Source organism: Brenneria nigrifluens DSM 30175 = ATCC 13028, assembly GCF_005484965.1.
GTDB classification, from domain to species: Bacteria; Pseudomonadota; Gammaproteobacteria; order Enterobacterales; family Enterobacteriaceae; genus Brenneria; species Brenneria nigrifluens.
Map to the genome: position 1 here is coordinate 4,542,741 of NZ_CP034036.1, position 12,370 is coordinate 4,555,110.

The 12,370-nt window shown below is 56.9% G+C and carries 9 protein-coding genes and 1 pseudogene; 5 read left to right on the forward strand and 5 right to left on the reverse strand.

Going from position 1 to position 12,370, the window contains the following annotated elements; genetic code table 11:
* Window positions 1-80 precede the first annotated feature (80 nt).
* Window positions 81-1,487 carry a Si-specific NAD(P)(+) transhydrogenase gene (gene sthA / locus EH206_RS21300; RefSeq protein WP_009114832.1) on the forward strand — a complete coding sequence of 469 codons (1,407 nt, stop codon included), beginning with the start codon at window positions 81-83 and terminating at the stop codon, window positions 1,485-1,487.
* Here the strand turns inward: sthA and oxyR are convergent.
* Window positions 1,470-2,387 carry a DNA-binding transcriptional regulator OxyR gene (gene oxyR, locus EH206_RS21305; RefSeq protein ID WP_009114833.1) on the reverse strand — a complete coding sequence of 306 codons (918 nt, stop codon included), beginning with the start codon at window positions 2,385-2,387 and terminating at the stop codon, window positions 1,470-1,472. The genes sthA and oxyR overlap by 18 nt on opposite strands.
* 171 nt (window positions 2,388-2,558) lie before the next feature.
* Between oxyR and EH206_RS21310 the strand changes: the two are divergent.
* Window positions 2,559-2,728 (forward strand): annotated as a pseudogene (locus tag EH206_RS21310) (glutathione peroxidase); the annotation flags it as partial.
* A gap of 293 nt (window positions 2,729-3,021) precedes the next feature.
* On the opposite strand, the gene metF reads toward EH206_RS21310, so the two are convergent.
* The 3 genes from metF to metB all read right to left on the reverse strand — a co-directional run bounded on the left by metF (window position 3,022) and on the right by metB (window position 7,743).
* On the reverse strand, window positions 3,022-3,915 hold the full coding sequence (gene metF, locus EH206_RS21315; RefSeq protein ID WP_009114834.1) for a methylenetetrahydrofolate reductase: 894 nt from the start codon (window positions 3,913-3,915) through the stop codon (window positions 3,022-3,024).
* Window positions 3,916-4,144: 229 nt separating this feature from the next.
* Window positions 4,145-6,580, reverse strand: a complete 2,436-nt coding sequence (locus tag EH206_RS21320) for a bifunctional aspartate kinase/homoserine dehydrogenase II (RefSeq protein ID WP_009114835.1) — start codon at window positions 6,578-6,580, stop codon at window positions 4,145-4,147.
* A 2-nt stretch (window positions 6,581-6,582) separates the two neighbouring features.
* The gene (gene metB / locus EH206_RS21325) at window positions 6,583-7,743 is read right to left on the reverse strand and encodes a cystathionine gamma-synthase (protein WP_009114836.1); all 1,161 of its coding nucleotides are present in this window, start codon (window positions 7,741-7,743) and stop codon (window positions 6,583-6,585) included.
* 185 nt (window positions 7,744-7,928) lie between these two features.
* On the opposite strand from metB, the gene metJ reads away from it, so the two are divergent.
* A complete protein-coding gene (gene metJ, locus EH206_RS21330) occupies window positions 7,929-8,246 on the forward strand; it encodes a met regulon transcriptional regulator MetJ (RefSeq protein WP_009114837.1) in 318 nt (105 codons plus the stop codon).
* A 101-nt stretch (window positions 8,247-8,347) separates the two neighbouring features.
* Here the strand turns inward: metJ and rpmE are convergent, their stop codons facing one another.
* Window positions 8,348-8,563 (reverse strand): 50S ribosomal protein L31, encoded by a 216-nt coding sequence (rpmE, locus tag EH206_RS21335; protein ID WP_009114838.1) that lies wholly within the window; start codon window positions 8,561-8,563, stop codon window positions 8,348-8,350.
* 256 nt (window positions 8,564-8,819) lie between these two features.
* Here rpmE and priA point away from each other — a divergent pair, with 256 nt between their 5' ends.
* A complete protein-coding gene (gene priA / locus EH206_RS21340; RefSeq protein WP_009114839.1) occupies window positions 8,820-11,015 on the forward strand; it encodes a primosomal protein N' in 2,196 nt (731 codons plus the stop codon).
* A 241-nt stretch (window positions 11,016-11,256) separates the two neighbouring features.
* The gene (cytR, locus tag EH206_RS21345) at window positions 11,257-12,300 is read left to right on the forward strand and encodes a DNA-binding transcriptional regulator CytR (RefSeq protein ID WP_136163910.1); all 1,044 of its coding nucleotides are present in this window, start codon (window positions 11,257-11,259) and stop codon (window positions 12,298-12,300) included.
* Window positions 12,301-12,370 lie beyond the last annotated feature (70 nt).

A 12,370-nucleotide genomic window follows, 5' to 3' on the forward strand; every position in this document is an offset into this window, starting at 1 on the left:
GATAATACCGGGGTGATTGGGATCCCTCACGGGAGGTGTTACAATCACGTTATTGTTTTGTACAAACAGGTTATCCGATTATGACCCTACAACAGCAATTCGATTATGATGCCATCGTTATCGGTTCCGGCCCGGGGGGCGAAGGCGCCGCCATGGGATTGTCCAAACAGGGCGCCAAAATAGCGGTGATTGAACGGCACTATAATGTTGGCGGCGGTTGCACCCATTGGGGAACCATCCCTTCCAAAGCGCTTCGCCATGCCGTCAGCCGTATTATTGAATTTAACCAGAACCCGCTCTACAGCGATAACGCCCGCATTATCAGTTCCTCCTTTTCCGATATCCTGCGCCACGCCGACAGCGTAATCGGCCAGCAAACCCAGATGCGCCAGGGGTTTTATGAACGTAACCAGTGCGAGTTGTTCTCCGGCGAGGCCCGCTTTATCGACGCCCATACCCTTGCGGTGCATTATCCCGACAATACCCACGACACGCTGACCGCGGCCAATATCATCATTGCCAGCGGCTCACGCCCTTACCACCCCGCAGCGGTCGATTTTGACCACCCCCGCATTTACGACAGCGACTCCATCCTGCAACTCGACCACGAACCCAGACATGTGATTATCTATGGCGCCGGGGTGATTGGCTGTGAGTACGCGTCCATTTTCCGCGGCCTTAACGTCAAGGTTGATCTTATCAATACCCGCGATCGCCTGCTGGCTTTCCTCGATCAGGAGATGTCGGACGCCCTGTCCTATCACTTCTGGAATAACGGCGTGGTGATCCGCCATAACGAAGAGTTTGAAAGCATTGAGGGGGTGGAAGACGGCGTTATCGTCAACCTCAAGTCCGGTAAAAAGATGAAGGCTGATTGTCTGCTGTACGCCAACGGCCGCACCGGCAATACCGAAACGCTCGGTCTGGAACAGATCGGCCTGAGTACCGACAGCCGCGGACAACTTAACGTCAACAGCCTGTACCAGACCGAGCTGGCGCATATTTACGCCGTCGGCGACGTTATTGGCTACCCCAGTCTGGCTTCCGCGGCTTACGATCAGGGCCGCCTCGCCGCACAGGCCATCATCAAAGGCGATGCCAACGCCCATTTGATCGAAGATATTCCCACCGGGATTTACACCATTCCTGAAATCAGCTCCGTGGGGAAAACCGAGCAGCAACTCACGGCAATGAAAGTTCCCTATGAGGTGGGGCGGGCGCAGTTCAAACACCTGGCGCGCGCGCAGATTGTCGGCATGAACGTGGGAAGCCTGAAGATCTTATTCCACCGCGAGACGAAACAGATTCTGGGCATTCACTGTTTCGGTGAGCGCGCGGCGGAGATTATTCATATCGGGCAAGCGATTATGGAGCAGAAAGGTGAAGGTAATACTATCGAATACTTCATTAATACCACCTTCAATTACCCAACCATGGCGGAAGCCTACCGGGTTGCCGCGCTAAATGGGTTAAACCGCCTGTTCTGATGCGGTTTCCATGTGGACCTGCATATGCTCGCGGATGGTATCGGCCAGTTGCTCGTAGCGCCCGCGCAGCGGCGAGCCGGGGCGGTAAACCAGAGCGACGGTGCGCTTCGGTTCCGGTTTGTAGCAGGGCAGATAGCAGACGCCGTCACGCTCACGTTCATGGGGCACCGCCAGCGCCGGCAATAACGTGATGCCGCTGCCCGCCGCCACCATATTGCGCAGCGTTTCCAGACTGGTGGCGCGAAAATGCGTGTCCTCGTCCGCTCCGGCCTGGAAACAGAACCCCAACGCCTGATCGCGCAGGCAGTGTCCGTCTTCCAGCATCAGCAATTTCTCTCCGGACAGGTCGGCCATCGCCACCTGCTCGCGGTTGGCCCAGGGATGCCCCTGATAAATCGCTAGTCTCATCGGTTCGTCAAACAAGGGGACTTCGATAAAGGCTTCAGACTCTTTCACCAACGCCAAAATGGCGCAATCCAGCTTGCCGCTGTCCAACTGTGCCAACAGCTGATTGGTCTGTGCTTCATGCAGATACATTTCAAGCTTGGGGAAGGTGCGGTGCAGCATGGGAATGATTTGCGGCAACAGGTAAGGTCCCACCGTCGGGATCAGGCCGATATGCAGCGGCCCTGACATGGTTTCTCCCTGCTGGCTGGCCATCTCTTTCAATACCTTGACTTCGCGTAATACGGTGCGCGCCTGTTCAACCAGCAATAAACCCGCCTGAGTAAACAGCACCTTTCTACTGGTCCGCTCCAGCAGCATAACGCCTAACTCATCTTCCAGCTTGCGGATTTGTCCACTGAGCGTTGGCTGACTAACGTGGCAAGAATCCGCGGCACGCCGAAAATGACGATGTTCCGCTAACGCCACCAGATACTCCAGATCCCGAATATTCATTTATTATTCTCCTTATTGTGATAGCAAACAACGATAGATAGAATAACAACGATAGACATTTACTATCAATAACCAAAATGAACAATATATCTCACCGCGCTTATCTATTTATTTCTACCTAAGTAAAACAACATCTTTACTATTAATAGGTCGAGTCCATGTTTATCAGCCTGCGCTTTCAGCCATCTGCCACGCTATAACGAGTTAACGGGCGTATTCAAGCAATTTGGCGTTGATAGCATTTTGTGTCTCCCGGTTAACGACACATTTGTGATGAATGCCGGAAAGCGGATCGATACGCAGACAATATCGTATTCCTCCGCAGTGGGAATAGAGAATTCGCCAATATGCCGATGAAAAACCCGGCGTTGAATGCCGCAGAAACAGAGGGCGGTTTTATCCGGCGACTTGATGGGGAAGATGGCGAAGCTTGAGCAATAAGATCGAAAACCCCGCGGCGGCGGGGTTTCAGACCATTGACAAAGCTCGTTATTAGGGAGAGCGTGGCGAGGGGCCGTAGCGGCGTAAGCCGCCGGAGCGCCCCTCGGTACGGTAGGCCCGGGTATCGCCGACTTGCAGGCGACTTTGTCAGCAACCTCAAACCCCGCGGCGGCGGGGTTTCTAGCGCTGCCGATCAGACTACGGCAGGGCGCACGCCCAGAGTATGGCAAATCGCGTAGCTCAGTTCAGCACGGTTGAGGGTGTAGAAGTGGAAGTCTTTTACCCCTTCACGACTGAGGATTTTCACCATATCCATGGCAATGGCGGCGCCGACCATTTTGCGCGTCTCTGGATCGTTATCCAGGCCGTCGAACATTGCCGTCATCCAGTTCGGCACGCGAACATTGGTCATGGTGGCGAAACGCTGCAATTGCCTGAAATTGGAAACCGGCAGAATGCCGGGAACGATCTCGACGTCAATACCGGTTGAAACACAGCGATCGCGAAAACGCAGGTAGCTTTCCACATCAAAAAAGAACTGGGTGATCGCCCGGTTGGCGCCGGCGTCAATTTTACGCTTCAGATTGATCAGATCAGCCTGGGCGCTTTTTGCTTCCGGATGCACTTCAGGATAGGCGGCGACGGAAATATCAAAGTCGCCGACTTCTTTTAACAGAGAGACCAGATCGGCCGCATACATGTCGGGTTTACCGCCGCCGGCCGGCAAATCACCGCGCAGCGCGACGATATGACGAATACCGCTCCGCCAGTAATCCTGGGCGATTTCGCGCAGATGGTCGCGGGAAGCATCGATACAGGTAAGATGGGGAGCCGCTTCCAACCCGGTGCGTTCTTTAATCGTCTTGATGATGCTGTGAGTACGATCGCGTTCACCTGAATTCGCCCCGTAGGTAACGGAAACGAACTTCGGTTTAAGGCTGCTCAGACGGTCAATGGAGTTCCACAGCGTTTCTTCCATCTCACTGGTGCGCGGTGGGAAAAATTCAAATGAAACATTAATCTGTCCCTGCAATTCCGCCAGGCTTTGATTCAGCGCTTCCCGCTGATTTGCGTGAAAAAAACTCATCCTGCTACCCCATCAACCGTTGCTATTGTTATCATTCATAAACGTCTATACGTTTAGACGTCTATATAAAAAATGACGCAATCCGCCTGATGAGTCAACGTTTTTAACCACCGGAGGCGGTGATGATTACTCATGTAATATGAGAGAAATTCATGATGCGGCAAAACGTAACAGGCGGGCGACGGCGCAACGGTGCCGAAACACGCGTTGCCGACCGTCAGCATTCATTTTAAAGCAGTTGCGCCAGACGATTTAAATCCGACTGGATGGCTCCGGCGGTCACATCCCGTCCGGCTCCCGGACCGCGGATCACCAGCGGGTTATCCCGATACCAGCGGCTTTCGATGGCGAACACATTATCGCACGGCAATAATGATGCCAGCGGGTGATCGGGCCGGACGGCCTCAACGCCGACGCGCGCTTTGCCGTTACTGTCAAAACGGGCGACGTGCCGCAGCACCAGCCCCATCTCCTGAGCGGCTTCCAGCCTCTGCAACATCTGCTCGTTCAGCGGTTCGCCGTTCTCAAAGAATTGATCGACGGAACCTTGTTCACAGCCAGCCGGCACCAGCGATTCAACACGCACCTGGCTTGGTTCGATTTCATACCCGGCCTCGCGAGCCAGGATCACCAGCTTGCGCATCACGTCCTGCCCGGACAGATCAACGCGCGGATCCGGTTCCGTCAGCCCTTGCTGACAGGCCTGATCCACCAGCTCGGTAAACGGGACCGTACCGTCGAATTGCAGGAACAGCCACGACAGCGTGCCGGAGAAAATACCGCTGATGGACAGAATAGCGTCGCCGCTTTCCCGCAGATCCCGCACGGCGAAGTTCACCGGCAAACCGGCGCCGACGGTGGCGTTATATAACCAGTGGCGGCCCGTTTTGGCGAAAGCGTCGCGGATCTGGCGATAGTTATTGCCGCCGGAAGCCCCCGCCAGCTTATTGGCGCTAATCACATGAAAACCGTAGCTGGCGAAATCAAGATACAAATCAGCGACCGATTCGCTGGCGGTCACATCCAGCACCACCAAATCATCAAACGGGTGGGCGCGCATCCACAGGAACAGATCTTCGCCGTCACGCTCCTGCGCTTCATCGTCGAAAAAGGCCAACGCCCTGCTGGCATCCAGACCGTCGTAATTCAGCAGACTGCGGGTGCTGTCCACCACCCCGGCGAGAACAAACTCAAAGCCGGTGCGGGCGGAAATATTCGTTTGCTCGCGGGCAAACAGCTCCAGCCAGCGGGAACCGATATTCCCTTTGCCGAACAGCACCAGGCCGATGCGTTTTTCGGCGCGGAACAGCGAGTGATGCAACCCGCGGATCAGGTGTTCCGTCGGCCCGACGCGCAACACCGCCACCAGGCTGATGTTATCTTCGGAATGCCAGATAAACTCCGTCGGCTGATCTTTCAGCTGTTGGTAGAAACGGTGGCTGTGTAGCGGATTCTTGCAGACGCCGGCCCCCACCATCGCCACCAGCACCAGATCTTCGCGCATGCTCAACTGCACGGGCAAAGCGGCCTGGTTGAGTAATTTCCAGGCGCTGTCCACCACCTCGGAGGTATAGCACAACTGCAGCAGATTACGATCGTGGTGAACGCCGACCGCCAGCGGTTTTATCTGCGCGCGATTCAGCAATTGTTCGATCTCTTTCTGTAGCAGCGGGAAGTCGTGTTCCGTCGGCACCTGAACGTCAATCAGACAGACGTCGTCGTGGCTGGTGACGATTTTGGCGCCAGTGCCGGACGCCAGCACGCGCTCAATACGCGTAGAACCCTGTTCAGGCTGATAACTGCAGCGCAGTTGCAGATCGATATCACTGCCGGATACCGGCTGCAAGGTGCGGGTATGCAGCACCGGCGCGGCCAGGCGCGCCAGTTCGCTGGCTTCATCCAGCCGTAACAGCGGCAGCAGGCAGGCATCTTTGACTTTGCGCGGGTCGGCGCTATACACCCCGGCGACGTCGCTCCAGATGGTCACGCGTTCAACGCCCGCCAAGGCGCCGATCTGGGTGGCGGAATAGTCGCTGCCGTTGCGCCCCAGCAGCACCGATTCGCCCGCCTCGTTACGGCAGATAAAACCGGTGACCACCAGGCGCTGACCGGCGTGCTGCGCCAGACACTGTTGCAGCAGCGGCCAGGAGCGGCCCTCGTCCACCTGGGGCTGCGCCGCCCGCTCGGCGCGCAGAAAGTCACGCGCATCCAGCCAGGAAGATTGCATATCCAGCTGGTTAAGCAGCGCGGACATCAGACGGGCCGACCAGATCTCGCCGTGGCCGACGACTTCGGCATATACGGCGTCGGTGATATTGCCATCCAGCAGCGCGGCCAACCGTTCCAGATCGCGGATAAGCTGGGTGGTCAGCGGCTCGGCCGCGTCAGGAGGCAGCAGCCCGGCAATCAAGTCGCTTTGATAGCGACGCAGCGCCTGCTGAACCTGATGCGCGGAAAGCCGATCGCTTTGACTCAGCTTTAGCCAGCTGATGAGCTGGTTAGTGGTGCCGCCGGCGGCGGAAACCACCATCAAATCGCCGGGGTGGCTGTGCTCGGCCATAATTCCGGCAACGCGCTGGTAACACTTCACGTCAGCCAGACTGCTGCCGCCAAACTTATGCAGCTGCCGCCCGGTTAAGGTTCCCGCTACTCCTGATGCACTCATTCTTACCTCTTCGCTGCGGCCTGAAATGCGCGATCCAGATCGGCAACCAGATCGTCGCCATCTTCAATACCGGTTGAAATACGCAGTAACGTTTCAGAAATCCCGGCGGCGGCGCGCGCTTCCGGCGCCATACCGGCATGCGTCATCGTCGCCGCATGGGAAATCAGGCTTTCCACTCCGCCCAGCGACTCCGCCAGGGTAAAGAACTCCAGCGATTCCAGGAAACGGCGCAGGGTATCTTCATCGCCGTCCAGCTCAAAACTGAGCATGGCGCCAAACCCGGATTGCTGGCGGCGGGCAATCTCATGGCCGGGATTCTGCGGCAGTGAAGGGTGAAATAATTTTTTCACCAGTGGCTGTTGCTGTAAATACTCCACCAACTGTAGCGCATTTTTCTGCGCAGCGGCCATACGCGGAGACAGAGTGCGCAGACCGCGCAGCAGCAGATAGCTGTCAAACGCCGCGCCGGTGACGCCAATATTGTTCGCCCACCAGGCCAGCTCCGTCGCCGTTTCCCTATCGCGGGCAATCACCGCCCCGGCGACCACGTCGGAATGGCCGTTCAGATACTTGGTACAGGAGTGAACCACCAGATCCGCGCCCAGCGCCAGCGGTTGCTGCAAGGCGGGGCTCAGGAAGGTGTTATCCACCACACTGACGGCCCCCGCCGCTCGCGCCGCCTGGCAAATGGCCGCGATATCCACCACCCGCAGCAGAGGATTGCTGGGGCTTTCCACCAGCACCAGTTTGGGTTTCTCTTCCAGCGCCGCGTTGAGCGCCGCTTCATCCCCCTGGTCGACAAACCTGACGCGAAAGGCGCCGCGTTTGTTCAGGCTGTCGAACAGGCGGTAGCTGCCGCCGTAGCAATCATGCGGCGCAACCAGCAGATCGCCGGGACGAAGAAAGACCGTGCACACCAGCATAATGGCCGACATGCCGCTGCTGGTCATCACCGCGTCCGCACCGCCTTCCAGTTCGGCCAGCGCGCGCTGAACGACATCGCGGGTAGGGTTGCCCCGGCGAGAGTAGTCGTGCGCTCTTGGCTGATTAAATCCGGTGAAGTTATAGGTACTGGAAAGATGAATGGGGGGGACAACGCAGCCGTATTGCTCGTCATTATTTAATCCGCTGCGCACTGCGATGGTAGCCTGTTTACGCGTCATCTGCTCTTTTCCTGGCTGGAAGCTGAAAGTAGGAACTAAAGAGTAAACCCAGTTGAGTTAGCCGTCAATACATCTAGACTTCTAAACTTCTTTGCGTATAGATTGAGCATCAGCATAATAACCGCTAGAATTGTGCTATTTCATGACAGATTCTGTCTTCATCACGATTAATTTTAAGGTATCCCATGGCTGAGTGGAACGGCGAGTATGTCAGCCCTTACGCTGAACACGGTAAAAAAAGCGAACAGGTTAAAAAAATTACTGTCTCTATTCCGCTGAAAGTATTGAAGATACTGACTGACGAGCGGACCCGGCGTCAGGTTAATAACCTGCGTCACGCCACCAACAGCGAACTGCTGTGCGAGGCTTTTTTGCACGCATTCACCGGCCAGCCGTTGCCAAACGATCAGGATCTTCGTAAAGAGCGCAGCGACGAAATTCCGGAAGCGGCCAAAATCATCATGCGGGAGATGGGGATCGACCCGGATACCTGGGAATATTGATGGTCGGGCGGGACGTTGTTATGAGAAGTCGTACCGGCGGGTGATAAACCAACAAAGGCACCCTGGGGTGCCTTTGTTGTCTTACAGCCGACCGGTAACGCTTATTTTTTACTGCCCGGTACGCTGAAACGCTTGTTGAAGCGATCGACACGACCACCCGTTGCAACATCACGCTGCTTACCGGTGTAGAACGGGTGGCATTCGCCACAGACGTCCAGGTTCAGGTCGTGACCCACGGTAGAATGGGTTTTGATGACGTTACCGCAAGAGCACGTTGCCGTAACTTCTGCATAATTCGGGTGAATACCTTTTTTCATGGGAAACCTCTGTTAAGGCCGTGTCGCTATCCAGCCCTGTTCCGCCAGACACCACACGAAAGTTGAGTAAGAAGTTGAGTCAATCAACCATTATACCACGCAGTATAATGGCGGCGAATCATACAGAATCCAACCAGCCGATGCAATCGCATCCACACATTATCGTGCGCAGCATGTACACTAGCGCCTGGTATTATTTCACGCCCATGCCGCGGTTGGTTAAAATCGCCATTTTCTGAACCCTGCCGGAGAAGTCATGTCTGTCGCTCAGGTCGCGCTCCCCGTGCCATTAGCACGAACATTCGATTATATACTCCCCGCGGGCGTTAAGCCTCAGGTTGGCGTGCGCGTCAGCGTCTCTTTCGGCAACCGCAAGGCCATCGGTATTATCGCCGCCCTCAGCGAATCCAGCGAACTGCCGTTGGCGCAGCTAAAACCGCTGCATGCCGTACTCGACGAGCAGCCGCTGTTTCCCCCCAGCCTGTGGCGCATTCTGCTGTGGGCGGTGGACTACTATCACTACCCGATCGGGGAAGTGCTGTTCCATGCCTTACCCATCTTGCTGCGCCAGGGCAAGCCGGCGCACCGCGCGCCGCTGTGGCAATGGTTCGCCACGGAACAGGGCAAGGCGACCCCGCTGGACGCGCTGAAGCGCGCGCCGAAACAGCAGCAGACGATGGCGGCGTTGCTTCAGGCGCCGCTTTACCGCCATCAGGTGAGCGAAACCGGCCTGACGGAAGCCGCGCTGCAGACCCTGCGCAAAAAGGGACTGTGCGATTTAACCGCCGCCAGACAAACGGTGCGCGACTGGCGTAAAGATTTCAGCATCTCCACCGAGCGCCTGCGTCTGAATACCGAACAGGCCACCGCCGTCGGGGCGATTCGCAGCGAAGACCAGCACTTTGCCGCCTGGCTGCTGGCGGGGATTACCGGCTCGGGAAAAACGGAAGTGTATCTCAGCGTGCTGGAGAACGTATTGGCGCAGGGCAAACAGGCCTTGGTCCTGGTGCCGGAGATCGGCCTGACGCCGCAGACCATCGCCCGCTTTCGCGAGCGTTTCAATGCGCCGGTCGACGTGCTGCATTCCGGCCTCAATGACAGCGAACGGCTTGCCGTCTGGCTGAGCGCCCGCGCGGGCGAGACGGCCATCGTCATCGGCACCCGTTCGGCCCTGTTTACCCCCTTTGCCCGGCTGGGCCTGATCGTCATCGACGAGGAGCACGACAGCTCATACAAACAGCAGGAAGGCTGGCGTTATCATGCGCGCGACCTGGCGGTATTCCGCGCCAGAGAGGAAAATATTCCCATCGTCATGGGCACGGCCACCCCGGCGCTGGAAACGCTGTATAACGTCCAGACGGGCAAATACCGGCAGTTGAAGCTCAGTAAACGGCCGGGAAACGCCAGGCTGGCCAGCCAGCACCTGCTTGATCTAAAGGGTCAGCCGCTTACCGCCGGGTTATCGCAACCGCTTATCGCCCGCATCCGCCATCATCTGGCGCAGGATAATCAGGTGATTTTGTTCCTCAACCGCCGCGGCTTCGCCCCGGTGGTGATGTGCCACGAGTGCGGCTGGATTGCGGAGTGCCCGCGCTGCGATCACTATTACACCCTGCACCAGCATCAGCAGATACTCAGTTGCCATCATTGCGACAGCCACCGCCCGGTGCCGCATCAGTGCCCGCAATGCGGCTCCACCAATCTGGTGCCGGTGGGAATGGGGACGGAGCGGCTGGAACAGGTACTGGAACCGCTGTTTGCGGGCATACCGATAACGCGCATCGATCGCGATACCACCAGCCGCAAGGGGGCGCTGGAACAGCAGCTTTCCCAGGTCAGACAGGGCGGCGCCCGCATCCTTATCGGTACGCAGATGCTGGCGAAAGGCCACCACTTTCCCAATGTAACGCTGGTCGCGCTGCTGGATGTCGACAGCTCGCTGTTCTCCGCCGATTTTCGCGCCGCCGAGCGTTTCGCCCAACTCTATACCCAGGTTTCAGGGCGCGCCGGCCGGGCGGGAAAGGCGGGAGAAGTGGTGTTGCAGACCCATCATCCTGAGCATCCTTTATTGCAAATCCTGCTGCAACAGGGCTACGACGCCTTCGCCAGCCAAACGTTAAAAGAGAGACAAAGCGTTTTTCTGCCGCCCTACACCAGCCACATCCTGTTTCGCGCCGACGACCATGATAATCAGCAGGCGTCGCTGTTCCTGCAACAGCTGAGGAACCTGCTGGAGAGCAGCCCGCTGCGCGACGAATCGCTCTGGCTGCTTGGTCCGGTGCCGGCATTGCAGCCCAAACGCGCGGGCCGCTTCCGCTGGCAGTTGCTGCTGCAGCATCCCTCAAGAGCGTTGTTGCAACGCCTGGTCAGAACCTCAATACCGTTGATCGGCACGCTGCCGCAGTCGCGCAAGGTAAAGTGGGTGCTGGACGTTGATCCAACGGACAGTTAGCGCATCCGCCGCCGTGGTTGCGAACCGCGTCGAGAAACTGACATCTGTCACAGTTTCTATGCAAATTAAGCAATAAAAATTGCGCTCAATCTGTTAAGACTGTGCGCGGAGGCGGTATTCTGAAAAACATCGTCATTGCGTACCGCCATTGATAAATGACGGCCGGAAACCGCAGCCCGCAAGGTAAATCAGATAACCCTGGCTGATAGCGCCAGTTTACGCTGACGCAAGGAGAAAAGCGTTGGAGCAGAAAAAAGAAGTCGCCACGGCAACGATGAAAGACGTGGCGGACAAGGCCGGCGTGTCGACCGCCACCGTATCGCGTACCTTGATGAATCCGGAAAAAGTATCCGCGACGACACGCAAGAAAGTCGAACAAGCGGTTATTGCCGTGGGATATTCGCCCCATTCCCTGGTCCGAAACCTCAGGCGCAATGAATCACGAACCATCCTGGCCATTGTACCGGACATCTGCGATCCCTATTTTTCCGAGCTGTTCAGAGGGATCGAAGAAACCGCGGCCGAACACGGCTATCTGGTACTGATTGGCGACTGCGCCCACCAGCGGCAGAAAGAGAAAACTTTTGTCGATTTAATCATTACCAAACAGATTGACGGTATGCTGCTGCTGGGGTCCGACCTGCCGTTCGACGCCGGGAAAGAAGAGCAGCGCAGCCTGCCGCCGATGGTGATGGCCAATGAGTTTTCACCGGAGCTGGAGTTGCCGACGGTACATATTGATAATCTGACGGCCGCATTTGAGGCGGTGCACTATCTGCATCAGTTGGGCCATCAGCGTATCGCCTGTATTGCCGGGCCGGAACATATGCCCCTGAGCCAATACCGCCTGCAGGGGTATGTTCAGGCGTTGCGGCGCAGCGGCATCACCATTGATAACCAATACATTATCCGCGGCGATTTTACTTATGAAACCGGGGCAAACGGCTTAACGGCGCTGATGAAACACCCACAGCCTCCCAGCGCCATTTTTTGTCATAACGACATCATGGCGCTTGGCGTGCTTGCGCATGCCAAAAAAATCGGGCTGGATATACCGCGCGACCTATCCGTGGTCGGTTTTGACGATATCGAGCAAGCCCGGTACTGCTGGCCGCCATTGACCACGGTGGCGCAACCGCGTTATCAGATCGGACGCGAAGCGATGCTGCTGCTACTAGAGCAGCTACACGGCCACCGGGTACACACCGGCTCCCGGCTGCTGGCCAGTGAACTGGTTATTCGCGACAGTACCGCGGCGCTGAATTATTCCCGCAACAGGCTTTAAGACTTCTGGTGCTGGTCAAATATTTTAGGGTTCAGTAACATGTCCTCCTGATTACTTTATTCAATTCACA

Excerpts from the sequence above, each read along its gene's own strand:
- sthA (WP_009114832.1), top strand. The coding sequence starts at position 81 with ATGACCCTACAACAGCAATTCGATTATGATGCCATCGTTATCGGTTCC.
- oxyR (WP_009114833.1), bottom strand. The coding sequence starts at position 2,387 with ATGAATATTCGGGATCTGGAGTATCTGGTGGCGTTAGCGGAACATCGT.
- metF (WP_009114834.1), bottom strand. The coding sequence starts at position 3,915 with ATGAGTTTTTTTCACGCAAATCAGCGGGAAGCGCTGAATCAAAGCCTG.
- EH206_RS21320 (WP_009114835.1), bottom strand. The coding sequence starts at position 6,580 with ATGAGTGCATCAGGAGTAGCGGGAACCTTAACCGGGCGGCAGCTGCAT.
- metB (WP_009114836.1), bottom strand. The coding sequence starts at position 7,743 with ATGACGCGTAAACAGGCTACCATCGCAGTGCGCAGCGGATTAAATAAT.
- metJ (WP_009114837.1), top strand. The coding sequence starts at position 7,929 with ATGGCTGAGTGGAACGGCGAGTATGTCAGCCCTTACGCTGAACACGGT.
- rpmE (WP_009114838.1), bottom strand. The coding sequence starts at position 8,563 with ATGAAAAAAGGTATTCACCCGAATTATGCAGAAGTTACGGCAACGTGC.
- priA (WP_009114839.1), top strand. The coding sequence starts at position 8,820 with ATGTCTGTCGCTCAGGTCGCGCTCCCCGTGCCATTAGCACGAACATTC.